This window comes from Thermobifida fusca YX, assembly GCF_000012405.1.
GTDB classification, from domain to species: Bacteria; Actinomycetota; Actinomycetes; order Streptosporangiales; family Streptosporangiaceae; genus Thermobifida; species Thermobifida fusca.
On the sequence record NC_007333.1, the window covers coordinates 261,830 to 285,918 of the forward strand.

General features: G+C 68.5%; 20 protein-coding genes. 11 read left to right on the forward strand and 9 right to left on the reverse strand.

Annotated elements, in window-relative coordinates:
- Positions 1 to 64 precede the first annotated feature (64 nt).
- Both TFU_RS01170 and TFU_RS01175 read left to right on the forward strand, forming a co-directional pair.
- Positions 65 to 883 (forward strand): DUF3027 domain-containing protein, encoded by an 819-nt coding sequence (locus TFU_RS01170; protein ID WP_011290682.1) that lies wholly within the window; start codon positions 65 to 67, stop codon positions 881 to 883.
- A gap of 277 nt (positions 884 to 1,160) precedes the next feature.
- Positions 1,161 to 1,820, forward strand: a complete 660-nt coding sequence (locus TFU_RS01175) for an AIM24 family protein (RefSeq protein ID WP_011290683.1) — start codon at positions 1,161 to 1,163, stop codon at positions 1,818 to 1,820.
- Positions 1,821 to 1,825: 5 nt separating this feature from the next.
- On the opposite strand, the gene TFU_RS01180 is transcribed toward TFU_RS01175, so the two are convergent.
- The 3 genes from TFU_RS01180 to TFU_RS01190 form a co-directional block, all read right to left on the reverse strand.
- On the reverse strand, positions 1,826 to 4,885 hold the full coding sequence (locus TFU_RS01180; protein WP_041427573.1) for a sacsin N-terminal ATP-binding-like domain-containing protein: 3,060 nt from the start codon (positions 4,883 to 4,885) through the stop codon (positions 1,826 to 1,828).
- Between the two features lie 73 nt (positions 4,886 to 4,958).
- Positions 4,959 to 6,443: a DUF7059 domain-containing protein gene (locus tag TFU_RS01185; protein WP_011290685.1), complete on the reverse strand. Its 1,485-nt coding sequence runs from the start codon at positions 6,441 to 6,443 to the stop codon at positions 4,959 to 4,961.
- A 38-nt stretch (positions 6,444 to 6,481) separates the two neighbouring features.
- On the reverse strand, positions 6,482 to 6,826 hold the full coding sequence (locus TFU_RS01190) for a DUF2530 domain-containing protein (RefSeq protein ID WP_011290686.1): 345 nt from the start codon (positions 6,824 to 6,826) through the stop codon (positions 6,482 to 6,484).
- A 130-nt stretch (positions 6,827 to 6,956) separates the two neighbouring features.
- Between TFU_RS01190 and TFU_RS01195 the strand changes: the two genes are divergently transcribed.
- The 5 genes from TFU_RS01195 to TFU_RS01215 all read left to right on the forward strand — a co-directional run bounded on the left by TFU_RS01195 (position 6,957) and on the right by TFU_RS01215 (position 12,282).
- The gene (locus TFU_RS01195; protein ID WP_011290687.1) at positions 6,957 to 8,438 is read left to right on the forward strand and encodes an NCS2 family permease; all 1,482 of its coding nucleotides are present in this window, start codon (positions 6,957 to 6,959) and stop codon (positions 8,436 to 8,438) included.
- Between the two features lie 145 nt (positions 8,439 to 8,583).
- Complete coding sequence (locus TFU_RS01200; protein ID WP_038043139.1) at positions 8,584 to 9,033, forward strand: MarR family winged helix-turn-helix transcriptional regulator; 450 nt, start codon at positions 8,584 to 8,586, stop codon at positions 9,031 to 9,033.
- 138 nt (positions 9,034 to 9,171) lie between these two features.
- Positions 9,172 to 10,446, forward strand: coding sequence for an MFS transporter (locus tag TFU_RS01205; protein WP_011290689.1), 1,275 nt, complete (start codon positions 9,172 to 9,174; stop codon positions 10,444 to 10,446).
- Positions 10,446 to 10,994, forward strand: a complete 549-nt coding sequence (thpR, locus tag TFU_RS01210) for an RNA 2',3'-cyclic phosphodiesterase (protein WP_011290690.1) — start codon at positions 10,446 to 10,448, stop codon at positions 10,992 to 10,994. Before TFU_RS01205 ends, thpR begins: the two co-directional genes overlap by 1 nt.
- A gap of 223 nt (positions 10,995 to 11,217) precedes the next feature.
- The gene (locus TFU_RS01215; protein WP_011290691.1) at positions 11,218 to 12,282 is read left to right on the forward strand and encodes a hypothetical protein; all 1,065 of its coding nucleotides are present in this window, start codon (positions 11,218 to 11,220) and stop codon (positions 12,280 to 12,282) included.
- A gap of 105 nt (positions 12,283 to 12,387) precedes the next feature.
- Here the strand turns inward: TFU_RS01215 and TFU_RS01220 are convergent, their stop codons facing one another.
- The 3 genes from TFU_RS01220 to TFU_RS01230 all read right to left on the reverse strand — a co-directional run bounded on the left by TFU_RS01220 (position 12,388) and on the right by TFU_RS01230 (position 15,872).
- Positions 12,388 to 13,386: a glycerophosphodiester phosphodiesterase family protein gene (locus TFU_RS01220; protein WP_011290692.1), complete on the reverse strand. Its 999-nt coding sequence runs from the start codon at positions 13,384 to 13,386 to the stop codon at positions 12,388 to 12,390.
- Between the two features lie 100 nt (positions 13,387 to 13,486).
- Positions 13,487 to 14,608 carry a phosphoserine transaminase gene (serC, locus tag TFU_RS01225; protein ID WP_011290693.1) on the reverse strand — a complete coding sequence of 374 codons (1,122 nt, stop codon included), beginning with the start codon at positions 14,606 to 14,608 and terminating at the stop codon, positions 13,487 to 13,489.
- 157 nt (positions 14,609 to 14,765) lie between these two features.
- Positions 14,766 to 15,872: a citrate synthase 2 gene (locus TFU_RS01230; protein ID WP_011290694.1), complete on the reverse strand. Its 1,107-nt coding sequence runs from the start codon at positions 15,870 to 15,872 to the stop codon at positions 14,766 to 14,768.
- Positions 15,873 to 16,012: 140 nt separating this feature from the next.
- Here TFU_RS01230 and pdxH point away from each other — a divergent pair, with 140 nt between their 5' ends.
- The 3 genes from pdxH (at position 16,013) to TFU_RS01245 (ending at position 20,090) form a co-directional block, all read left to right on the forward strand.
- Positions 16,013 to 16,678 carry a pyridoxamine 5'-phosphate oxidase gene (gene pdxH, locus TFU_RS01235; protein WP_011290695.1) on the forward strand — a complete coding sequence of 222 codons (666 nt, stop codon included), beginning with the start codon at positions 16,013 to 16,015 and terminating at the stop codon, positions 16,676 to 16,678.
- 253 nt (positions 16,679 to 16,931) lie between these two features.
- Positions 16,932 to 17,642: a metal-dependent transcriptional regulator gene (locus TFU_RS01240; protein WP_011290696.1), complete on the forward strand. Its 711-nt coding sequence runs from the start codon at positions 16,932 to 16,934 to the stop codon at positions 17,640 to 17,642.
- A 186-nt stretch (positions 17,643 to 17,828) separates the two neighbouring features.
- Positions 17,829 to 20,090 (forward strand): ATP-binding SpoIIE family protein phosphatase, encoded by a 2,262-nt coding sequence (locus TFU_RS01245; protein ID WP_011290697.1) that lies wholly within the window; start codon positions 17,829 to 17,831, stop codon positions 20,088 to 20,090.
- A 59-nt stretch (positions 20,091 to 20,149) separates the two neighbouring features.
- Here TFU_RS01245 and TFU_RS01250 read toward each other — a convergent pair whose 3' ends face one another.
- Together TFU_RS01250 and TFU_RS16140 are read right to left on the reverse strand one after the other, a co-directional pair.
- Positions 20,150 to 21,151: a YihY/virulence factor BrkB family protein gene (locus tag TFU_RS01250; protein ID WP_011290698.1), complete on the reverse strand. Its 1,002-nt coding sequence runs from the start codon at positions 21,149 to 21,151 to the stop codon at positions 20,150 to 20,152.
- An 82-nt stretch (positions 21,152 to 21,233) separates the two neighbouring features.
- Positions 21,234 to 21,404 carry a hypothetical protein gene (locus TFU_RS16140; protein WP_011290699.1) on the reverse strand — a complete coding sequence of 57 codons (171 nt, stop codon included), beginning with the start codon at positions 21,402 to 21,404 and terminating at the stop codon, positions 21,234 to 21,236.
- A 262-nt stretch (positions 21,405 to 21,666) separates the two neighbouring features.
- Here TFU_RS16140 and TFU_RS01260 point away from each other — a divergent pair, with 262 nt between their 5' ends.
- Complete coding sequence (locus TFU_RS01260) at positions 21,667 to 22,809, forward strand: acetyl-CoA C-acetyltransferase (RefSeq protein ID WP_011290700.1); 1,143 nt, start codon at positions 21,667 to 21,669, stop codon at positions 22,807 to 22,809.
- 40 nt (positions 22,810 to 22,849) lie between these two features.
- Here the strand turns inward: TFU_RS01260 and TFU_RS01265 are convergent, their stop codons facing one another.
- Entirely contained in the window at positions 22,850 to 24,061 is a 1,212-nt protein-coding gene (locus TFU_RS01265) for a winged helix-turn-helix domain-containing protein (protein WP_011290701.1), read from the reverse strand.
- Between the last annotated feature and the right edge of the window lie 28 nt (positions 24,062 to 24,089).

A 24,089-nucleotide genomic window follows, 5' to 3' on the forward strand; every position in this document is an offset into this window, starting at 1 on the left:
TAACGGTCAGTTATCGATCCCTTTCGTGGTCAAGCCGGTGGCGGTCATCAGTGACAATGGAGACGTGAGACGCACCCGTCGATCCCCCGTACCAGACAAGGCGTGCATTGAGGCGCAGGATCTCGCCCGTGCAGCGGCCGTGGAGATCGGGCGCCCGGAGTGGGTGGGTGAACACCTCGGCACCAAGGTCGAGGACACCCGCCTGGTCACCCACTTCTTCGAGTGCCTGAACCCCGCCTACCCGGGGTGGCACTACGCGGTCACGGTGGTGCGTGCCGCCCGGGCCAAGTACGTCACCGTCAACGAGTCGGTGATGCTGCCCGGCCCGGATGCGCTCATCGCACCCGAGTGGCTGCCGTGGAAGGAGCGCCTGCGCCCGGGCGACCTCGGGGTGGGAGACCTGCTGCCGACCCCTGAAGACGACGAACGGCTGATGCCGGGCTACGCCCAAGTCCCCACCGAAGAGACCGACGCAGACGGCGAAGACCAGCAGATGCTGTGGGAGCTGGGACTGGGGCGGGCCCGCGTGCTTTCCGAAGTGGGACGGCAGGCAGCGGCGAAACGCTGGTACGCCGGCCCGGGCGGTCCGAAGAGCCCGATCGCCACTGCAGCCCCGGCCCAGTGCGCTACCTGCGGTTTCCTTGTCCCGTTGGCGGGCAAGCTCCGGCAGATGTTCGGGGTGTGCGCCAACGAGTACGCGCCCGACGATGGCCGGGTGGTCTCCCTGGACCACGGCTGCGGGGCGCATTCAGAGGCCGCGGTGCCGGAGCGCACCTCTGAACGGCTCACGCCGGTGGTTGACGAGATGGGCTACGACACCATCGTGTTCGACGACACCAGCGAGCTGGAGCTGGTCTCCTCTGACAAGCAGGCCCGGCAGTGACGTGGGGCCTGGCAGCACCGCCGGGCCCCACGCCTGCCGCGGCGGCAGCGCGGTGTCGCTAGCGCTCACCTTGAAGGCAAGGGAACCCGCCGCGGGCCCGCGGACGTCCGAGGACTAGGGCTACGGGCCCCGTCCGGGGGAGCAGGACGCCTAGCAGGCACGCGGTGCTGGCCGTGGTGTCCCTTACCTTCGGGCCGGAAAGGACGGCTGTCCGGCAGCCGCCGCCCGCAGGGCGAACACCGCGGGCGGTGCCGCCATCGTGGAGGAGAGTAAGCGCGTGCGGAGTGAACTGTTCAACCAGGCCCAGGAGAACGACCTACCCGGGATGTCGCTGCAGAACCCCCGGATGCTCCGCGTCGTCTGCGACGGGGAGTTCTACGCACGCAAAGGCGCGATGGTGGCCTACCAGGGCGACATCGACTTCGCCCACCAGGGCTCGGGGCTCGGCCGGTTCACCAAGAAGATGCTCACCGGCGAAGGCCTGCCTCTCATGCGCGTGTTCGGGAAAGGCACGGTCTTCCTCGCCCGGGACGCGTGGGAGATCCACATCCTCGACTTGGAAGACGAGTCGATCACCGTCAACGGGAACAACGTGCTCGCTTTCGAAGCGGGCCTGGAGTGGGACATCCACCGGGTGCGGGGCATGGGCATCATCGCTGGCGGCCTGTTCAACACGGTGTTCCGGGGCCGGGGCCGGGTCGCGGTCGCCTGCCACGGCACCCCGGTGCTACTCAACGCCGACCAGATGACTTTCGTGGACACCAAAGCCGCGGTCGCCTGGTCCACGTCGCTCACCACCAGCCTGCGCAGCACCGTCAAAGCGGGGGCGCTGATCGGCCGCGGCAGCGGGGAGGCGTTCCAGCTCGCTTTGGAAGGCCGCGGGTTCGTCCTCGTGCAAGCCTCGGAAGGAGGCGTGCGGGCCATGCAGCAGGGGTGAGCCGGTCACTCCAGGTCGGCTTCGGCGTGCAGCAGCGGCAGAGACTGCGGGTCGCGCAGCAGCGCCGCGACCAGGTGGCGGCGCGGCCACTGGCCGGTCGCCCAGCACAGGGCGCGGGCCAGCCCGTCTGACGTGGCGGCATGCAGTTGGCCGGACGTGCAGCGCCACTCCACGGCCGCCCCGTCCACCAGCAACTCGCCGTGGTGCAGGTAGGTCAACGGCACTGTGCCGAGGAACGCCCGCACCTCTTCAGGAACAGGGCGGGCCTCCCCAGTCGAGGTGACCCGGCCTGCCACCACTTCGGAGGCCAGGTCGAGGTCGAGAACGTCGGCGAGGTCCACGGCACGGTCGACCGGGGCCAGGATTACGGGACGGTCTGCGAGCAGCGGCAGCAGGTCCGGGGCGTCCACGACCACGGTTTCTTCGGCGTCGGCTACCACCACGGAGCCGCCGTGCACCGCGCGCACCCGATCCGGGGGCGTGACCCGGTCCGGGGGGACGTCGGCCAGCGCCGCCCACAGCCGGCGCAGCTCAGCGCGGGAGATGTGGCGGTCCGGATCGCCCAGGCGCTCCAGGAGGTCGTCAGGGCCGTCCGGGTCGGCGAGCAGGTCGTCTAGGCGGGAACGCACTCCCAGGGCGCGGGCGAACTCCGGGTCCACGTCCACGGGGAGCTCGTCGTAGAGGCCGGTGAGGGCGGGGTCCGCGTCGGCGGTGCGCAGCTCGCTGGGGGTGCGGTCGCCGAGCAGCGCACCGGTGCGCAGCCACCATGCCGTGTAGGAGGGCACGTCCACAACCCGGCCGTCCCCGGTGAACACTCGGGTGGGTTCGACGATGGCGGCGCGCGGTCCGGGAGCGGACAGGAGTTCCAGGGCTTGGGGCCAGCGGTCTTCCCGCACGAACTCCAAGTCGCGGACTCCCACGAACTCGGGGACGACCGGGGGGAGTTCAGGGTCGCCGAGCAGGGCCGACACGGCGGCCGCCCATTCGTCCACGCCGTCGAGTGGGAGGTCGTCGAGGCTGTCTTCCAGCCCGGCGCCCAAGGTCACGTCGTGGGCGCGGTGGACAGTGAAGAGCCGCATCACCCCCACCGACTCCAGCGTCTCCGTGTCGTACGCCTCCGCCAGGTCGGCGGCGAGCACCCCGAAGGGGGCGTCGTCGGTGAAGATGTCCACGAGCGGGCTGTCCGGGTGCAGGAGTTCGGCGGCGGGCGCATAGTCGCCGTCCGCGTCCCGCAGCGCCAGCTCTGCCAGCCACGGCTCGTCAGCGACCGTCACCCCGGAGGCCGCGACCAGTTCGAGGACGGCCCGGGCGATCAGGTCCGGGTCGTTGGCGTCCAGCGAGTTCTCTACGGCGGCCCGGGTCATCGGGTCGGTGAGGATGGCGCGTTCGTTGGCTTCTACCGCTCCCAGGCGGACGAGCAGCGGGTCGACCGCTTCCGGGTGCACGATCCGCAAGCCCAGCGGTTCGAGGGCCGTAGCGTCCAGGATGCCTGAGGTGAACGCCTCCCCCGTGGGCAGCAGCAGGCCCCGGGGCCCGCGTACCAGCCGTCCGTCCCACAGCGGCACCGGCAGCGCCCCCAGGTTGTCCAGGGCGGCGCCGCGCTGTCCGACCGCGCGCAGCGCCGCGTACAGGCGCGCCCACCAGGCGGGTTCCCGGTCGACCCCGGTGAGCAGGTCGGCCAGGTCGGCAAGCGAGACTCGGCGCAGTTGCAGGGCGCGCACCCCGGGGTGGTGCAGGTCGGTGTCGCCGGGCAGCGCGTTCGGCACCAGGCCGTCCAGCACGTCCAGCAGGGTGTCGCCTCCTTCGACGAGCACCGCGTCGCGAGGGCTGAGGGAGACTCCGGTGACGGTCTGCAGGAACGGAAGGTCCGGCAGGAGTGCCGCGACCCGGGCCCGGAACCGGGCGTCGAATTCGTCGCCGCTGAGCCGCTCCAGCGGAATCAGGTCCCAGGTGGCGGGGGCGGCTATGCGGCGCAGCAGCTCGGTGTAGGCGTCGGCAGCCGCGTCGAGCAGCACGTCGGTGGCCGGGCCGAAAGCGATCCGGCGACGGTCGGGGGACAGCGGGAAAGTGCCGATCAGCAGGGCGGGGACGTGGAGTTCGTCGTCGCTGGGAGTGGGCGCGTGCACGACCCGGGGCACGTCTGGGGGCAGCACGGCTGCCCCGCTGGCCGGGTCGAGCGCCACTGCCCAGGTCAGCGACCAGTCGCGGCGTTCGCGTTCTTCGACGGGCCGGTCGGCGAGGTCTGCCTCGGTGAACTGTCCGGACCTGGTCACCGTGGACCAGCGGGTGACGTGGTCCCCCGAGGCATCGCTGCTGCGGATGGTGACCGTGCCGTCGGGCTCCCAGGTGGAGCGGAGAGAACGGACGTGGCTGTCCGTGTCGATGGTGATTTCGGCGAGCCATGGGAGGGCCAACAGCAGCGCTTGGCCGGTCTCCGCGAGCTGCAGGGCCAGACGGGCGCCAGCGTCCGCGTCGCGGAGCTGCAGGATGACTGCGCTGTCGAAACCGTCGGGCGGGCGGGTGCGGTCGGCGAACGGCAGCCGCAGCAGCGGCACCCGGTTGTCGCGGCGGGCCAGTTCTTCCGCGAGTTTCGGGTGGGCCCGGCCCGTGGCGATGAGCTCGTCGTGGACGAGGGCGGCGGCCCGGTCGCGGTTCCACCGCACTGCCCCGTCCCGGGACGCAAATACCACGTCGTCGCTGAGCGAGGCGACCGCGGTGAAGCCGACCCCGAAGCGGCCCACCGCAGCGGCGTCGCGTTTCGCGGAGGCACGCAGCGTGGACAGGGACTCCACGCCTTCGGCGGTGAGCGGGGCACCGGTGTTCGCGGCGGTGAACTCTCGGCCGCGGAGCCGCAGAACGAGGCGTCCCCGCCTGCCGGCGCGCTGGGCGGCGTCCGCGGCGTTCTGCGCCAGTTCCACGACGACACGGTTGCGGTAGCCGCCGAGGGCGTAGTCGTCTTCAGCGTTGGCGTCTTCCCGGAAGCGCGCGGGGGAAGCAGCCCAGCTGTCGAGGATCCGCGCGCGCAGGTCGGCGACGCCGAACGGGTCGGCCATAGTGTGCGTCATCCCAGAAACACTCCGCGACGATCGTGACATCTTCGGGCCTCCGGAGGCGGGAGAGAGCCCGGAATAGCTAAGATCATCGGGCTACTCGGAAAAAGCCTTCCGCGATGAGCCCACGCAACGACGCCGGGGTCCGCTCCCGCAGCACCGCTGGATCCTGACCGATCAGTTCCGCGATCGCGTCCAGGAGCGGTCCCACCGGGATTGTGCCGTCGCATACCCCAGCGAGCGCGGCCTCAACCGTCCCCACTTGGGCTACTCTGCGCAGGCCTTGAGTCTGGCGGAGCAGGATCCGTTCCGGGTCGGGCGCACCCGGGACGCTGATCCGCTCCTCCCGCACCCCGGGGGCAAGGGCGACGCGGGCCGCCAGCAGGGCTGCGTCGGTGAGGCGGTGCGCACTCATCGCCCCGTCCACCACGTCCGGCAGGTAGGGGCCCACCGGCTGGTCGATTTCGTGCCGCAGCTCCTCCACGCGCACGGTGGCGTCCTGGGCGGCGTCGTTGCGCAGGCAGATCCACCCGAAGCCGATGCCTTTGACGCCTTCCCGCTCGAAGTAGTCGAGCCAGGCGTCGTAGCGCTGGGCGTATTCAGGGCTGCCCGCTTCGCAGGAGTCGCGCAGCCACAGTTCCACGTATTCGGCAGGGTCTTGGACGTCGCGCTGCACCACCCAGCCGGAGCAGCCGGTCCCTTCGACCCAGCCGCCGACCCGGTCCCGCCAGTCTTCTCCGTCCACGTGCAGCCAGTTGGCGAGCAACTGGCACCAGCCGCCTTCCGTGAGGTGCGCGGGGGCAGCGGAGACGAGGGCGGCGCACACCGCGTCGCCGGGCAGGTCCGATTCCCGGTAGGTGTAGCGGGCCGTCTCCGGGGTGATCACGAACGGCGGGTTGGAGACGATGAGGTCGAACCGTTCTCCCTGCACCGGCTCGTACAGCGACCCTTGCCGGGTTTCGACATTGTCCACCCCGGAGAGGGCGCAGCTCAGCCGGGTCATCCACAGGGCGCGCGGGTTGACGTCGGTGGCGCAGACCCGGGTGGCGCGTTCCGCCAAGTGCAGCGATTGCACGCCGCAGCCGGAGCCCAGGTCGAGGGCGCGTTCGACTGGACCGTCCACGATGAGCTGGGCGAGGGTTGCCGAGGCGCCGCCTGCGCCGACGACGTGGTCGGGGCGCGGCTGCCCCTGCCCGGGGCGCACGGTCAGGTCGGAGACGGTGTAGTAGGGGCGGCCGTCGGCGAGTTCCCACGGTTTGATCTGCACGAGGGCGCGGGCTTGGCCGTCGCGGATCGTCAACAGGCCCGCCTCAGCGAGGTCGGTGAGCGGCAGGGAGCGCAACGCGGTCTGCGGTACCGCTTCGCCGAGCCACCACAGGCGCAACAGCAGGCCGAGCCGTTCTTCTCCACCGGTAGCGCGCAGGGCGGGAACCACTTGTTCCCGGGCGAGGGCTCGCGCCGCGATGTCGCCGAGGCGGTCGCGGACACCGGAGACGGTGTAGTCGGCGTCGAGCAGGGCGTGGCGGAGCCGGTCAGCGAGGTGCGGTGGAAACGGGCGGAACGTTTCGGACACCCGTTCATTATCGGGGACATTCCCCGAAACGGCGCGGCTCAAGGGCGGGACTGTCGGGAAACTTTCCCGGTCGCCGGGTCGGACGCGGAGTCAGACGGGGGCGAGGAGGAACGGTCGGAACCGGACGCGGCGCGCTGGGCCCGGCGCCGCTCTTCGGCTTCGGCGCGGCTGCGTAACAGGCGGGGGACGTACCAGAAACCGAACACTCCCAGGGCGATCCCGGTCACGCAGACCCAGATCCACCACCGGCTGTCCTCAGGAATCCGGTCCCCTTGGAGGAGAAGGACGATCAAGGCGATGGTCCATGCTGCGGTGCCTACCGCCGCGGGGATGCGGTAGTCGGATTCGTGGACCTCAGGGTCGGGCTGCCGGGGTTTACGCACACTTTCAGGCTAGACGATCCGCGCGGTGGGGCCGCCGAGCGCCGACTGTCCAGTGTGACCCTGCTGACGTGTGAGAACTCGGAACGGATCTGATGTTTGCCCGTGATCAGGCTCTGTCAAATTAGACCGAGTGAGTGAGTCCTCTACCCCAGTTGCGCCGGTGCCGCCCACGAAGCGCACCGGTTTTGCTGCCGCGCTCGACCGCTATTTCCATGTCACCGCGCGCGGCTCGAACTTTGCTCGCGAGATCCGCGGCGGGCTGGCCACGTTCTTCGCGATGGCCTACATCGTCGTGGTCAACCCGCTGATCATCGGTACTGCTCCGGATATCAATGGCGACACCCTCGGCTTGGAACGGGTGGCGGCGGTCACCGCACTGGTCGCCGCGGTCTCCTCCATCCTGATGGGTGTCATCAGCCGCTACCCCTTCGCGATCGCCTCGGGCATGGGCCTCAACGCGATCGTCGCCTACGTGCTGGCACCCATGATGACCTGGGCCGACGTTATGGGCCTGGTGGTGATCGAGGGTGTCATCATGCTGCTGCTCGTCTTTTCCGGGTTCCGGAAGGCGGTCTTCAACGCGGTCCCCGCCTCGCTGAAGAGCGCGATCGGTGTCGGGGTGGGCTTGTTCCTCGCCCTGATCGGTTTCGTCAACGCCGGTTTCGTGCGGCCCGGAGACGGCACCCCCGTCCAGTTGGGGGTGGGCGGATCGCTGAACGGGTGGCCGATCCTGGTCTTCGTCCTCGGTTTCGTGGTCACCATCGTCCTCATGGTCCGCCAGGTCAAGGGCGCGGTGCTGATCGGCATCGTCTTCGCCACGGTGCTGGGCATCGTGGTGGAGCTGTTCGCCAAGGTGGGGCCGCGGGTGGATGAGGCGGGCCAGGTGAACGATCTGGGCTGGGCGCTGAACGTCCCCACGGTGCCCACGTCGGCAGACGACCTGGTGTCGCTCCCGGACCTCAGCCTGGTCGGCCAGTTCAACCTGCTCGCCGACTGGCGGGGCGTGGGGATCGCCACCATGCTCATGCTGGTGCTCACCCTGCTGCTGGCGGACTTCTTCGACACCATGGGCACGATGGTCGGTGTCGCCGGCCAGGCGGGGCTCACCGACAAGGACGGCAACGTGCCGAACTCGCAGGGGGTGCTCGTCGCCGACGCGCTCGGCACTGTCGTGGGTGGTGCTGCTTCGGCGTCGGTGGCCACCACCTACGCCGAGTCTGCCGCGGGTGTCGGGGAAGGCGCGCGGACCGGTATCGCGCCGATCGTCACCGGCCTGCTGTTCATCGGGGCGATGTTCATTACGCCGCTGGCGGTCCTCGTGCCGGCTGAGGCGGCCACCCCGGTGCTGGTCGCGGTGGGCTTCCTGATGATGACCCAGATCACCAAGGTCGACTTCACGGACCTGGGGATCGGGATCCCGGCCTTCCTGGCCATCGTGATCATGCCCTACACATATTCGATCGCCAACGGTATCGGGGTCGCGTTCATCGCCTACACCATCGTGCGGACGGCTCAGGGCCGGTGGCGTGACGTGCACCCGCTCATGCTGCTGATCTCCCTCGTCTTCCTGATCCACTTCGCTGAGGCGCCCATCCAGGCGCTGCTCGGCTAAGCCCGCAAGTCCGCTTCGGCGTCCCATTCCGTCGGGATGGGACGCCGTACTTGTACGCACACTTTGTGTGAGTGGCGTTACCCGGGAAAATCCCAGGGAATCTTCCCTCCCGGGATATTGTTAGCAAGAGTAATGAGTCATGCTAATGAATCAGCCTCACCCATCCACGCCAGCCAGCACTGACGCGAGCCTGGCCGCAGCGCTCCGTATGGCCGTGGGGCGGCTCGCCCGACGGCTCCGTGCCCAACGGCCCGACTCCTCCCTGTCCCTGGGACAGGGATCAGCGCTCTTCACGCTGGCGCGACACGGGACGATGACTCCTGGCGCGCTCGCCGACCACGAAAAAGTGCAGCCGCCGTCGATGACCCGCATCATCGCCGCGCTTGAAGAGCGCGGCCTGGTCCGCCGTAGGCGTCACCCCGACGACGGCCGCCAGCAGTTGGTGGAGATCACCGAGGAAGGCATCCAGCTCGTCCAAGCCGACCACCAGCGCCGGGAAGCGTGGCTCACCCGGCAGCTTGCAGAACTGAGCCACGAGGACAAGGAGGTCCTCAGGCGGGCAGCGGAGATCATGGACCGGTTGAGCCAGTCGTGACCTGGGCGGCGGGAGGGTGACAACCCGGAGGAGCGAGTCGCTATCAGCAGCACAACACCGCGTTCGGATCGTCGCGTAACAGCGGACGAGCAGTCCGCAGACTCGGCAGAACCCGCACAGTCCAAAAACCGTCCCAGCATGTTCCGGTCGCTGGCCAACCGCAACTACCGCCTCTTCGCGCTGGGCCAGGTGATCTCCAACCCGGGCACCTGGATGCAGCGCATCGCCCAAGAGTGGCTGGTCCTGCAACTGAGCGGCGGTAGCGGGATCGCGCTCGGAGTCGCCACCGCCCTGCAATTCCTTCCCACGCTCCTGTTCGGCCTGTGGGGCGGTGCACTCGCCGACCGGATGTCCAAGCGGCGGCTGCTTATCACGAGCCAGAGCATGATGGGCCTGCTCTCCCTGGGCTTGGGCCTGCTGGTGACGTTCGGCACGGCCCAGGTGTGGCACGTCTACCTGTTCGCCCTCGGACTCGGCCTGGTCACCGTCGTGGACAGCCCGGCCCGGCAGAGCTTCGTGGTCGAAATGGTGGGACGCGAGGATCTTCCCAATGCGGTGGCGTTGAACAGTGCCAGCTTCCAACTGGGCCGCGTGGTCGGCCCCGCCGCCGCAGGCATCCTCATCGGCCTTATCGGCACCGGGCCGGTCTTCCTCATCAACGCGGTCTCGTTCGCCGGGGTCATTACTGGATTGCTCATGATGCGCCCCAGCGAACTCCACGTCAGCGAGCTCGCGCCGCGCTCCAAGGGGCAAGTCCGGCAAGGGATCCGCTACGTAGCCGGACGCCGGGACCTGCTCCTGCTGCTCGCCACAGTCGCCTTCGTGCAACTGTTCGGCTCCAACGTGCAGAACCAGCTCGCCCTCATGGTCAACAACGTCTTCCAGGCGGGCTCTGAGGCGTTCGGGCTGGCCGCGACATTCCTCGCCCTCGGCTCCTTCACGGGCGCGCTCATCGCGGCGCGGCGCGAAGCACCCCGGCTGCGCACCGTGCTCATCGGGGCGCTCCTGTTCGGCGTCCTCCAGGTCGTCGCCGGGCTCATGCCCGGCTACACGGCGCTGCTCGTCGCCCTGGTGCCCATGGGCATCTGCTTTATGACCTTCACCACCTCTATGAACGCCTACTTCCAGTTGAACGTGGAACCGCAGATGCGCGGCCGCGTCATGGCGATGTACATGCTGGTGTTCCTGGGGGTCGCCCCCATCGGCGCGCCTATCGTCGGTGTGCTCGCCGACCTGTTCGGCCCCGCAGTCAGCATGGTCGTCGGCGGAACGGTGAGCGTCACCATCGCCGTGAGCGCCGCCATGCTCCTGGGCCGTAGTCTCGGAGTGAAGGTGCGCCTCCGCGCCCGCCGCCCCTTCGTCGACGTCATCCGAGACAAGGGCCCGGAGCGCCGCCCTGAGCTGGAGGAATAATGCGTCTCTTCACGGCTGTCACTCCCCCCGCCGCGGCGCTCGACGCCTTGGACGCGGCGGTGGCGTCCGCCCGACCCACGGCCCGTGGACTGCGCTGGGTGGCCCGGGAGCAGTGGCACATGACCCTGGTGTTCCTCGGCGACGTGCCTGACGACCAGGTGGACACGGTCGCCGGGGAACTGGGACGGGTGGCGGCCCGCCACCCCGCGATGTCCCTCAGCCTGCGCGGAAGCGGGACGTTCCCTCCCCAACCGGTCCGCTCCCGGGTACTGTGGGCGGGTGTGGACGGGGACACGGCGGCCCTCACCGCACTCGCAACCGACCTGCGCGAGGCCGCTGTCGCCCTGGGCATCCCCGTGGAGAACCGCCGCTACGTGCCCCACGTGACCGTGGCCCGGGCCCGCATCACCACCAACCTGACCGCGCCCTGCGCCCGCCTGGAAACCCTCGCCACCGAACCGTGGCAGGCCGCCGAAGTGCACCTCGTGCACAGTCGGCTGGGCGCTGTCCCCCGGTACCAGACCATCGCCACCTGGAAACTAGCCTGAGAACACCGGTGCCCGATCCGATGACCGCCAGGCAGTGATCAGGAGAAGACGGAGCGACCCATGAGCATGCTCACCAACAATCGGAAGCAACGCTGGCTGCTGCCCACGGTGCTCGCGGTGATCATGCTGATCGTGATCATCGGGTCGCTGGTGTAGGCGAGCCCGCACCCACCCCGGCGGAGGCAGGAAACCGCCGCGCTCCCGGACCGGCCAGGATGGCAGGATGGGCGCCATGACCAGAGGCGTCCGCGGCGTGGGGGTAGTCGTCCTGCTCGGAGTGTGCTGTATCGCGGGGGCTGCCGCTCCCGCACCGGCCACACCAGAGCCTTCCCCAACCTCTCCGAGCAGAGCAGTGCCGGAAGGGACCGAGCAGCTCTTCACCCTCACCGATCCGCGGATCGCCGAATCCAGCGGGCTGGCGGTCTCCCACCGCCACGAAGACATCTACTGGACCCACAACGACAGCGGCCCCGACTACGGCCCCACCCTGTATGCCGTCAACGGGGAAGGCGATACGGTGGCCACCGTCTGGCTCGCCGGGGAGGGGGTGGAGGCCCGCGACTGGGAAGCCATCGGGATCGGTGTCGACGAGCATGGAGAACCCGCGATCTACGTCGCCGACATCGGAGACAACTACCAGGGCGGGTGGCCGAACGTCCGGGTCTACCGGATTCCTGAGCCGCGGGAGCTGGTCGACCAGACCGTGACCGCGACCACGTTCACCTTCGTCTACGAGGACGGGGGACGGGACGCGGAAGGACTGCTCATCGACCCGCGGGACAACCGCCTCTACCTCGTGTCCAAAGAGTTCACGGGCGGGGTGTACGCCGCGCCTGAGCAGCTCGACCCGGACGGGGTCAACACGCTGACCCGGGTGGGCAGCGCCCCGCTGTTCGCCACGGATGCGGCATTCTCCCCCGAGGGGAGCTACTACGCCATCCGCACCTACTGGAATGCGACCCTCTACGACGCTTCCGAGGGGGTGCCGGGACGGCGGATCGCTACCGTCACCCTGCCGGAAAGCGATCAGGGCGAGTCACTCGCCTTCACCCGCGACGGGAGCGCCCTGCTCGTCGGTAGCGAAGGCACGCACAGCCCGGTGTGGCGGGTGCCTGTGGACGAGTTTCTGGACGCTCCTCCCGAGGCAGCGGACGAAGAGCCGTCGCCGGAAGCGACCGAGGAAGCCGACCTTTCCGGCGGGGGCGGCGCGGGCGGCCTCATCCTCGTCGGGGCCGGGATCGCGGCCGTGGCGATTCTCGCCATCGTCTGGCTTGCGCGTAACAGCTAGCGAGCGCCCCGCAGGCGGCGGCGCCGGGGCCCCGGTAACGACGGCTCAGGACGCGCCGGTTGCCGCAGCGCGGCCTGAGCCGGGACGAGACAGAGTCAGGGCAGGTCAAGCCTGGGCCAGGAACATCTCCCGGGCCAGGAACGCGTGCCGGGAGTGGTCGGTGAACACCCCGTCGACCCCCGCTGCGAAGAACGCCTCGTATTCGGCGGCAAACGACCCGTAGGCGGTCGGGTCGTCCCCGGAGCGCAGCTTCGGCGGCAGGAAGTGGTTCTCGCTGCGGAACGTGTAGGGGTGCACGAGCAGGCCGGCCTCGTGGGCGTCGGCGACAAGCGAGGTGGGTTCGCCGAGTCCGCCCTCCTCAGTGACCGGGATGACGAGGGACTTCTCCGGACCGATCGCTTGCGCGAAGGACGCCACTTCTGCCAGCCCTTCCGGGGTGGTGTAGCGCTGCCACTGCTCGCCGGTGCCCATGAGGAACACCAGCGGCACCTCCAGTTCCTGCAGTTTGCGCAGACTGTCCGCCTCAAACGACTGGAGGAACACGGGGAGCCGCGGCTCGGGGCCGTGCAGCCCGCGCTCCCGTAGCAGGGCGATCAGCGGCGGCTCCAGATCCAGGCCCAGGGAAGCGTGGTAGGAGGGGTGCTTGGTCTCCGGGTAGACCCCGATCGGCCGTCCCAGCTCCCTGGTCAGCTCATCCGCCAGGTCGACGATCTCTTCCAGGGTGGGAATCTCGTACCTGCCGTTGAGCTCCGCGTTGTACGGGCGCACGTCCGGGAGCCGTTCGACCGCGCGCAGCGTCTTGATCTCCGCCAGGGTGAAGTCGTGCGCGAAGAACCCGGTGACCTCGCGCCCGTCGATGGTCACTGTGCGGCGGCGGTCGGCGAACTCGGGACGGGACGCCACGTCCGTGGTCTGCCCGATCTCCGGTTCGTGGCGGGCGATGAGATGCCCGTCGGCGGTGGCCACCAAGTCCACCTCGATGAAGTCGCCGCCGTAGCGCGCTCCCAGTTCGTAGGAGGCCAGAGTGTGCTCGGGACGGTGTCCAGACGCGCCCCGGTGAGAAATGATCTTGAGGTGCGGAGGTTGCGGCTTCTTCTTGGGCATGGCCGAGACCGTTCGTGATCCGTGCTGCGGACGCGTCGGCCGGCCCGGAGAGCCCCGGACCGGCCGACAAGGACTTGCGATAGGGGTGTGTGGTGTCAGCTCAGCCGAGCTTGCCGACCACGTAGTCGATGCACTCGGTCAGCGCGCGCACGTCCTCCGGTTCGACAGCCGGGAACATGCCGATACGCAGCTGGTTGCGGCCGAGCTTGCGGTACGGTTCGGTGTCGACGACGCCGTTGGCGCGGAGCACCGCGGCGACCTTGGCGGCGTCCACCTCGTCACTGAAGTCGATCGTACCCACCACCTGGGAACGGAGCGCGGGATCAGCGACGAACGGCGTGGCGTACTCGGACTTCTCCGCCCAGCTGTACAGGATCGACGACGATTCCGCGGTGCGGCGGGCCGCCCACTCCAAGCCGCCCTGCTTGTTGAGCCATTCGATCTGCTCCGCGAACAGCAGCAGCGTGGACACGGCCGGAGTGTTGTAGGTCTGGTCCTTACGGGAGTTGTCGACCGCGGTCGTCAGGGAGAAGAACGCCGGAATGTAGCGGTCGGTGGCCGCGATCTCGGCCATCCGCTCCAAGGCGCGCGGCGACATGATCGCGATCCACAGTCCGCCGTCCGCCGCAAAGCATTTCTGCGGAGCGAAGTAGTAGACGTCCGTCTGGGTGATGTCCACGGGCAGCCCGCCTGCGCCGCTGGTGGCGTCCACCAGCACGAGCGCGTCCTCGTCAGCGCCTGCGATCCGCTCGATCGGCGTGGCCACACCGGTGGAGGTCTCGTTGTGGGTGAGCGCGTAGACGTCCACGCCGGCTTCCGCGCGCGGCGGGGCGTAGGAGCCCGGCTCCGCGGTGATGACGGTGGGCTCGTCGAGCCACGGCGCACCTTGAGTGACCTTGGCGAATTTGGACGAGAACTCGCCGAACGACACGTGCTGGGATTTGCGGCGCACCAGGGTGTGCGCGGCGATGTCCCAGAAGGCGGTGGTGCCGCCGTTACCCAGCACCACTTCGTAGCCGTCCGGGAGAGAGAACAGTTCGGCCAGTCCGGAACGCACCCTGCCGACGAGCGACTTCACCGGCTTCTGGCGGTGCGAGGTGCCGAGATAGGTGGCACCAGAGGAGGCCAGGGCGGTCACCTGTTCAGGACGGACTTTGGACGGGCCACAGCCGAAACGGCCGTCGCCGGGCAGAAGGTTCTCTGGAATGTGGATCTCGGTCACTCGGCCAGCCTACTCCGGTGGACCGCTGGATCGCGGGAGAGGGGCCGTCCTGCGGCGTGATTCCCCGCACCGGAGCGGGGGGACGGCTAGGCGCGCGACACACGAAGTGAACCCCGGCCGGTGACCGGGGTTCACGAGTGTGCGAAACCAGACAGCTTTAGATGCCCTGGGCGAGGGCTTCGTCGGCGCCTTCGACGCTCTTGATGTCGCGCACAGCGGGGCCGACGTAGCGGGCGCTGGGCCGGACCAGGCGGCCGGTGCGCTTCTGCTCCAGGATGTGCGCGGACCATCCCGCGGTGCGGGCGCAGGTGAACATGGACGTGAACATCGACGCCGGGATCTGCGCGAAGTCCAGCACCACCGCGGCCCAGTACTCCACGTTGGTGGCGAGCACCCGGTCGGGCTTGCGGGCCTGCAGTTCTTCCAGGGCGGCCTTCTCCAGGGCGCTGGCGACTTCGAAGCGGGGGGCGTTCAGTTCCTTGGCGGTACGGCGCAGGACCCGGGCCCGGGGGTCTTCTGCGCGGTAGACACGGTGACCGAAGCCCATCAGGCGCTCGCCCCGGTCCAGGGCCTGGGTGACGTACTTGCGCGCGTCACCGAGGCGTTCCGTCTCGTCGAGCATGTGCAGCACGCGGGCGGGTGCGCCGCCGTGCAGCGGACCGGACATGGCACCCACGGCTCCGGAGAGGGCGGCGGCCACGTCGGCACCAGTGGAGGCGATGACCCGGGCAGTGAACGTGGAGGCGTTCATGCCGTGTTCGGCAGCGGACGTCCAGTAGGCGTCAACGGCCTTGACGTGGAGGGGGTCCGGTTCGCCACGCAGTTGGATCATGAACCGTTCGACGATGGTCTTACCTTCGTCGACCCGGCTCTGCGGAACCTTGGGCTGGTCCCCGCGGGCGGACTGGGCGATGATCGACAGGGCAGCGGAGGCAGCGCGGGCGACGTTGTCGCGCGCTTCCGCCTCGTCGATGTCCAGCAGCGGCTTGAAGCCCCACCGTGGTGCCAGGGTCGCCAGCGCGCTTTGGACGTCGACACGCACGTCACCGGTCGAGACCGGCAGGTCGATCGGGTCCGCGAAGGGAAGTCCGGGGTTGAAGCTGTTGTCTACCAACAGCCCCCACACGCGCCCGAAGGTGACGTGGCCGACGAGCTGCTCGATGTCGACACCCCGGTACCGGAGGGCGCCGCCCTCTTTGTCCGGTTCGGCGATCTCGGTCTCGAACGCCACGACTCCTTCGAGCCCGGGTTTGAAGTCCGACATACCGGCTTCCTCCGTCTCCTCGGTCCTCGGATTAGTAATCCATTGAACCGTTCGAGGATCTTTTGCTGACATGCGAGGTGCCGTTAACGGCCCGCCCACTGCTGGCGGCTACCCCACGGATCGTGTGAGGATGCACCACTGTGGACTATTCTGACCCTGCTGAGCTGCGTGAATCATATGACGGAGCGCCGTTAGACCCCCGTGGCCTGGCACCGCAGCCGATGGACCAGTTCCACGCCTGGTTTACCGAGGCCTGCGAGGCGGAGCTGTCGGAGCCCAACGCGATGGTGCTGTCTACGGTGGACCCCGATGGTGCGCCGAGCGCCCGGACCGTGCTCCTGAAAGGGTATGACCGGCGTGGCCTGCGGTTTTTCACGAACTACCGGTCGCGCAAAGGGGTGGCGCTCGCCCGCGAGCCGCGCGCTTGCGTCGTGTTCCCCTGGCATGCGATCCGCCGCCAGGTCATCGTGTACGGCTTTGCTGAGCGGCTTAGTGACGAAGAGAACGACGCGTATTTTGCGCAGCGGCCGCACGGGTCCCAATTGGGGGCGTGGGCGAGTGAGTACCAGTCCGCGCCGGTAGCGGACCGTGCAGAGCTGGACCGGGCGTATGCGCGTTGCGCGGAGCAGTGGCCGCCGGGCACGCCGGTGCCTCGCCCGGAGTATTGGGGCGGGTTTCTCCTGGTCCCGCAGGAAGTGGAGTTTTGGCAGGGCCGTAGTGACCGGATGCACGACCGGTTCCGCTATCGGCTGGTCTCCGGCACGCCGAGTGAAGGGGCGTGGCAAATCGACCGGCTTTCACCATGAAAGAACGGACAGTATTAAGAGATTCACCAATTTGTTAAGTGGTATAGGTCACGTTTTCGGAAAAAGAGTTGCGCGCCGTCACGCTATGATCGGAGGGGACGGTGATGTTTCCACGGTCAGATGCGCGTTTTAGACTCACGGCTGGCGAATACCCTCACCCACGCGTGCAACCCCGGAACAGGCGCGCACTGATCTGTGTTGAGACAACTGTCGTTGGCCGCTCTCAACCGGGCTCAGAAGGGGAGAGGGAGCCTTGACCGCACAGGGACTTATTGACACTACGGAGATGTATCTCCGTACGATCTTCGAGCTTGAGGAAGAGGGGATCGTCCCGCTCCGCGCCCGTATCGCCGAGCGTCTGCGCCAGAGCGGCCCCACCGTGAGTCAGACGGTTGCGCGCATGGAACGCGATGGCCTGGTGCGGGTGGAGAACGACCGCCACCTGGTGATGACGGAAGAGGGACGTCGTCTGGCCACCCAGGTCATGCGGAAGCACCGTCTGGCGGAACGGCTGCTGGTGGACATCATCGGGCTGCCGTGGGAGGACGTCCACGTCGAAGCCTGCCGGTGGGAGCATGTGATCTCCGAGGCAGTGGAAGAACGGCTGATCGGACTGCTCAAAGAGCCGTGGACGTGTGCTCACGGGAACCCGATCCCCGGCCTGGACGAGCTGGGTGTCGAAGGCTACGAGCCGGAGCCGTTCGCGAGTAGCTCCATCGTGCCGATCCCCGAGGCGCTTTCTGACACGCCGACCAGGGTGACGATTCGCCGTATCAGCGAACAAATCCAAAGCGACACCAAGACCATGCTCGCTCTTAAACGCACCGGGGTACAACCCGGCAAAGAAGTGACGCTCGAGGCGAGCGATGACGGTGTGCGAGTGATTGGTGGTAACGGCAAGGATGGCGAGTCGATCGAACTGCCCCGGCAGGTCGCCAGTCTTATCTTCGTTACCCGGGTCTGACCGGAGCGTCGGTCTCGCATCCAGCCCACGAGATCAGCCGTTGCTCTGCGCACACATCCTCACAGTTGCTAGTCTCGCCACATGGCGTGGACCGGAACGAATGGAACCGCGCGCGCCTGCCTTGGGGCGGCCGATGCGGTGCTCGTCGGTCATCAGTACGGTCCGTGACGGCGAGGTGGCTGTGTGATGAAGCGGTGGGGGGAAGCCTTCTACGACGATGCACTGTCAGGAGCCGAAGTCCTGGAACAGGTGCAGATCGCCGTGGTGGTGACGGACCGCTTCAGCAACCTCCGCTACTGGAACTCTTACGCCACCCAGCTTTTCGGGCTCGATGACGGGCGCGACTACCTCGGCACCCCCCTCGTAGACATCGGTATCCACGAAGCCGACCACGAGCAGCTCGCCCAGCTCGCCCGCAGGGTCCTGCGTGGGGACACCTGGGAAGGCACTTTCGCGGTGCTGCGCAAGGACTCCACCTGGATGCACCTGCGGGCCAGCGCGGTTCCCCTCCGGCCGTCCTCCGGTGCCGTGGAGGGCGTGGTCCTCTTCATCACCGAGGCGCTGCGAAGCGGCCGGATTGAGGAACAGTACGGGCTGCTGGACCGGATCGGACGGCGACTGGCCAGTTCGCTCGAGTTCGAAGCCACCGTGAAGGCTGTCGCGGAGATCCTGGTCCCCCAGTTCGCCGACCACTGCTTCATCGACCTCAACGACCACGGCAGGCTGATCCGCCGTGTCTCCGTGCACGCCGAGGGGTGGACTCCGCCGCCGGGCAGCTGGCCTGACGTCGGCGAGGAGGTGCACTACCCCGAGAAGCACTTCGTCTCCAAGGCACTGCGCCGGATGGAGACGGTCGTGGTCAGCGACTACTCCAACCCGGGCTCCACGGCCGGAGTGTTCCCCAACCGGCGTTCCGTGCGCGTCTCCGAACAGGTCGGAGTGACGTCGGTGATCGCGGCGCCGCTGCGCGCCCGCGGTGTCACCTTAGGCGTGCTCACCCTGGCCCGGTCCGGGCTCACGTCCCGCGACAAGACCGACTACGACAGTTTCGACCGCGACCTGGTCGGCACGATCGCGTCCCGGGTCGCCGTAGCAATCGACAACGCCCGCCTTTTCGAAGAGGAACGCGACACCGCACTCGCCTTCCAGAACAGCCTGCTGCCCCGGGAATTCCCCGAATTCGACGGACTGTCCATCGCCCACGACTACATTCCCGCCAAACCGCTGGAGGCGCACGGCCAAGGAATCCAGACCCAGGTCGGCGGGGACTTCTATGACGTGATTCCGCTGTCGGCGGGGCGGGTCGGCATCGTCATCGGCGACGTCGAAGGCAAAGGCCCCCACGCAGCAGCGGTCATGGGCCAACTGCGGGCCGCGCTGCGGGCGTTCGCCCAAGCTGACCGGGAACCCGCCGAGATCCTGCGCGAACTCGACGAGTGGGTCCGCCAGTTGGGCCGCCCGGACGGGGAAGGCAACACCTGGGTACCGAGCGTCAGTTGCTTGTACATGGCGTACGACGCCTGGTCTCGGGAGCTGACGTACGCCAACGCGGGCCACCAGCCTCCACTGCTGATCTGCGGCGGCAAGGTCGACGACCTGGACATGGCGATCCGCGACAAACTGCTGGGCGTCAAACCCAAGGGGGTGCCCGGCGACTCGGTGTACCGGCAGGGGGAGCTCACGCTGCCGCCGGGGGCGACGCTGCTGCTGTACACGGACGGCCTGGTCGCACGCCGGTCGTACGACGGCACCGTCGACATGGAGGCCGGACTGGAGCAGCTTCGGTCACGGGTCCGGGAGGTCGCCGACAAGGACGTCCACCAGATCCTGGAGGTGGCTAAGCGCGCGGTCCCCGGAGTGGCTGACGACGACACCGCGCTGCTCGTGGTTCGCTCCCACCCGGAGGAGCTGGCGCTCAAGCAGGAGTGGTTCCCCGCCGAGGCGCCTACGGTGGCGGAGGCCCGGCACTTGGCCGTGGACACGTTCAAGGAGTGGGGGATGGACCGGGACCAGGCAGAGCTGGCCTGCCTGCTGGTCTCGGAGATCGTCACCAACGTGGTCATCCACGCCACTCCCCACCCGGTGACCCGCGAGTTCACCGACGACGGGGTCAAGGACTCCGACGAGCAGCTGCCGCTGGACGGTTTCGACGAGTTCGACGAGGACTGGTCGGATCTGCTGGAGGAAGCGGCCGAGCAGGATGAGGAGCCGGTGCCCACCAGCCGCGAGTTCCTGCTGCGGCTCCGCCGCGGCGCCTCCTCGGTGTGGGTGGAGGTCTTCGACCACGACCTGCGGCTGCCGCGGATCCGTACTGCCGGTGCGGAAGACGAAGGCGGCCGTGGCCTCTACCTCGTGGACCAGCTGGCCGAGCGGTGGGGGTCCAGGCCCACCCCCGACGGCAAGGCCGTGTGGTTCCAGATCCCCATGCACCAGCCGGACAGCGAGTGACGGCGCACCACGGTCGGTAAGACAGCCCTTCTCCCAGGGCGGTTGTTGGCGACCCTTCCTCACTCCGGTTTCGGCCGGTGGTGGAACGGCCGGGGTTTCGGCACGTCCCGGGGTTCCACATAGGGTTCCACGGTGAGGCGCTGCCCCGCCTGGAGGGCCCGGCTCCGTTCGATCTCCGCGTTGTATTCGATGCCCAGCAGGATCGCGATGTTGGAGATCCACAGCCAGACCAGGAAGATGACGACCGCGGCGAGACTACCGTAGGTGCGGTTGTAGTTGGCGAAGTTCGCCACGTAGAAGGCGAAGGCCGCGGAGGCGCCGAGCCAGATGAGGACCGCCACGATGCCGCCGGGGCTCACCCAGCGGAAAGGTCGTTTGACGTTGGGGGCCGCCCAGTACAGCACCGACACCATGAACATCATCAGCAGGACGAGGACCGGCCATTTGACGATGTTCCACAGGGTGACGGCGGTAGGACCGGCCCCTATGAAGTTCCCCACCCACTGGGCGACCCCGCCGCTGAGGATGACTGCGAGCGCGCTGATCGCTACCAGTGTGAGCAGGAGCAGGGTGATGCCGACCCGGACCGGCAGGGTCTTCCAGAACGGGCGGCCTTCCCGGATGTCGTACACGATGTTGGCGGCCCGCATGAACGCGGCGACGTAGGCGGAGGCCGACCACACCGCCAAGGCGAGGCTGAGCAGCCCCACCAGGCTGGCGGTGGCCTGGTTGGCTTGGAGGTTGGTCAAGACTCCGGTGACGATCTCCACGGTCTCGTCGGGGGCCACCGCGCTCAGTTGGTCGCTGATCGTGTCGGTGGCCGACTGGCCGGCCAGGCCGAGCAGGGACACCAGGACGAGGAGCGCCGGAAAGATCGACAGCACCGCGTAGTAGGTAAGCCCGGCGGCCAGGTCGGTCAGGTTGTCTTCCTTGAATTCCACGACGGTGCGTTTCAGCGACGCCCACCATGAGGTTGCGGGAAGTTCGGCGGGAGACTCGGGCACCGCGGCACCGGTACCAGCAGCCGGGGATCGACTCGATGAGGCCGAGCGCTTGCTCATCCCACTCCCCTTGTCGTCGTCGGCTTTGAGACACGACTGCCCCACGAGACGGCGATGAATCGTGGCGCGGGGAGGAGCGCGGTCACGTCGTGGTCTGGTACGCCCACAGCAGCAGCACAGCGAAGATGAAGACCACCGCGATCCCTTTGGTGCTCCACGGCACGTGGACCCGTTTGCGGAGCCAGCGGACTCCGAGGACGACGAAGAGGACCAGCAGGCCGAGGAGGATCGCGCCGTCGTATGCGCCGCTCATGAGCAGACCTTTCCGCTGAGTTTCCGTCGGTGGGAGGAGGGACGCCGGGCAGGCCCGCGGCCGTGGGACTCCCGGGAGGCGGGGAGGACACGACCGGAGCACTGCCGGGTGTCGGCGACAGGGATAAGTCCATCACGGATTCCTACCCACGCGGCGAAGGCGGGCAACGGCGTGAAAAGGAGCGGGTGCAACGGGTTGCCCCCGCCCCTCAACCGAATATCGTTCGGTATGGAGGTTTGCTCACGCGACCGAAGGAGGAACCGTGGCCGAGGCATACATCGTCGGAGCGGTGCGCACCCCGATCGGGACCAGGAAGGGGGCGCTCGCTGCGGTGCACCCGGCCGACCTGGGCGCCCACGTGCTCAAAGAACTGGTGAACCGGACCGGGATCGACCCGGCCGCGGTCGAGGACGTGATCATGGGCTGCGTCACCCAGGTGGGGCCGCAGGCACTCGACCTGGCCCGCACCGCATGGCTTTCTGCCGGACTCCCGGAGAGTACGCCGGGGGTCACCATCGACCGCCAGTGCGGTTCCTCCCAGCAGGCCGTGCACTTTGCGGCGCAAGGGGTCATGTCCGGCACCCAAGACCTGGTGATCGCGGCGGGTGTGGAGAACATGGGCATGGTCCCCATGGGCGCCAACGTGCAGTTCGCCGTGGACAACGGGTTGTCCGTCTACGGGCAGGGCTGGGTCGAACGGTACGGCACCCAGGAGATCTCCCAGTTCCGCGGGGCCCAACTGATGTGTGAAAAGTGGGGGTACACCCGCGAGGACTTGGAGAAGTACGCGCTGGAAAGCCACCGTCGGGCTGCCGCGGCGATCGAAGCGGGCTACTTCGACGCGGAGACTGCCCCGCTGGCCGGGGTCACCCACGACGAGGGGGTGCGCCCCGACACGTCGCTGGAGAAGATGGCCGAGCTCGCACCGCTCCGCGAAGGCTGGGCGTTGACCGCGGCCGTCTCCAGCCAGATTTCGGTGGGGGCGAGCGCCCTGCTCATCGCGTCGGAGCGGGCCGTGGCCGAGCACGGGCTCACCCCCTTGGCGCGGATCGTGCAACTGGCTTTGGCCGGGGACGACCCGGTGTACATGCTCACCGCGCCGATCCCCGCCACTCGGATCGCGCTGCGCAAGGCCGGGCTGGACATCGACGACATCGACGTGGTCGAGATCAACGAGGCGTTCGCCCCGGTCCCCATGGCGTGGATCGACGAAATCGGCGCCGACCCGGCGAAGGTCAACCCCAACGGCGGTGCGATCGCCCTGGGCCACCCGCTGGGGGCCACCGGCGCCGTGCTCATGACCAAGCTCGTCCACGAACTGCGCCGCACGGGCGGCCGCTACGGGCTGCAGACCATGTGCGAGGGCGGGGGACAGGCCAACGTCACCATCATCGAACGGGTGTGACCTGCCAGCCGGGCGGCCCTCGTGTGGGCTGCCCGGCTGGTCAGTCCGCGCTGTGGACGACGCCCTCCGGCAAACCGAGCCATTCCGCCATCTGATCCAGTTCCGCGGAGAGCTCCGCCATGGTGTCCGCGGGCGCGTGGTCTTCCAGCGTGGTACGCCGCACCAGCAGCCTGCCGGAGGCCCGGTCGGCTTTCAGGTCCACCCGGGCGACGAGGCGGTCTCCCAGCAGGAACGGCAGGACATAGTAGCCGTGCACCCGTTTGGCGGCGGGCACGTAGATCTCCAAGCGGTAGTGGAAGTCGAAGAGCGCTTTGATGCGTGCCCGCTCCCAGACGAGGGAGTCGAACGGGCTGAGAAGCGCCCGCGCCGCCACCGAATTCGGGAAACGCGCGTCGCGGTGCAGGTAGGCGGGTTGCCGCCACCCTTCGACCCGGACCGGGATGAGCTCCCCGGAGTCCACCAGGTCACGGACGGCTGCCCGGCCGTGGGCGGCGCTGAGCCGGAAGTAGTCGCGCAGGCACCGCTCGGTGGCTACCCCGTGGGCGCGGGCGGCGATCGCCACGAGTTGGCGCCGGGCATCGTCCGGGTCGGGGTCGGGCGCGGTGTGCACTTCTGCGGGGAGCACCCGGCTGGTCAGGTCGTAGCGGCGTTCGAAGTGCTGGTTGCGCCCGTTCGCGGTGATCTCGCCCCGCCAGAACAGGTATTCCAGCGCGGATTTCACGACCGACCAGTTCCACCCCCACCGCTTTGCGCTGTGCGGGAGGTCGTGCCGGAGCGCGTCCGCGACTTGGCGGGCGGTGACCGGACCGGTCCGGGCGACCTCGTCGAGGACCGCCCGGACCAGTTCCGGGTGTTCTTCCCCGGCGCGCTGCACGATACGCCATGCCCCGGTGATGTCCGCCATTCGCCACCGCAGCAGCCGGTGCGTGTGCAGGGGGATGAGACTGGCCTCGTGCGCCCAGTACTCCACAAGGAAGTGGCCGGGCGTGGTCGCCGCCCGGTCGAGGAGCGCCCGATCGTAGGGGCCGAGACGCGCGTACACCGGCAGGTAGTGGCTGCGGCACAGCACGTTCACGCTGTCGATCTGGATGACGCCGATCCGGTCGACCACCTGACGCAGGTGGTGCGCGGTGACCGTGCCGGAAGGGCGCGGGTCGGCGAATCCTTGCGCAGCCAGTGCTACGTGGCGTGCTTGGGTAAGGGACAGAGTCGCGTCGCGCCGAGGCGAGGGAAGCGCCGCTGATTCGTACATGTGTACAACTTAGCGGCGGGGGGTGACG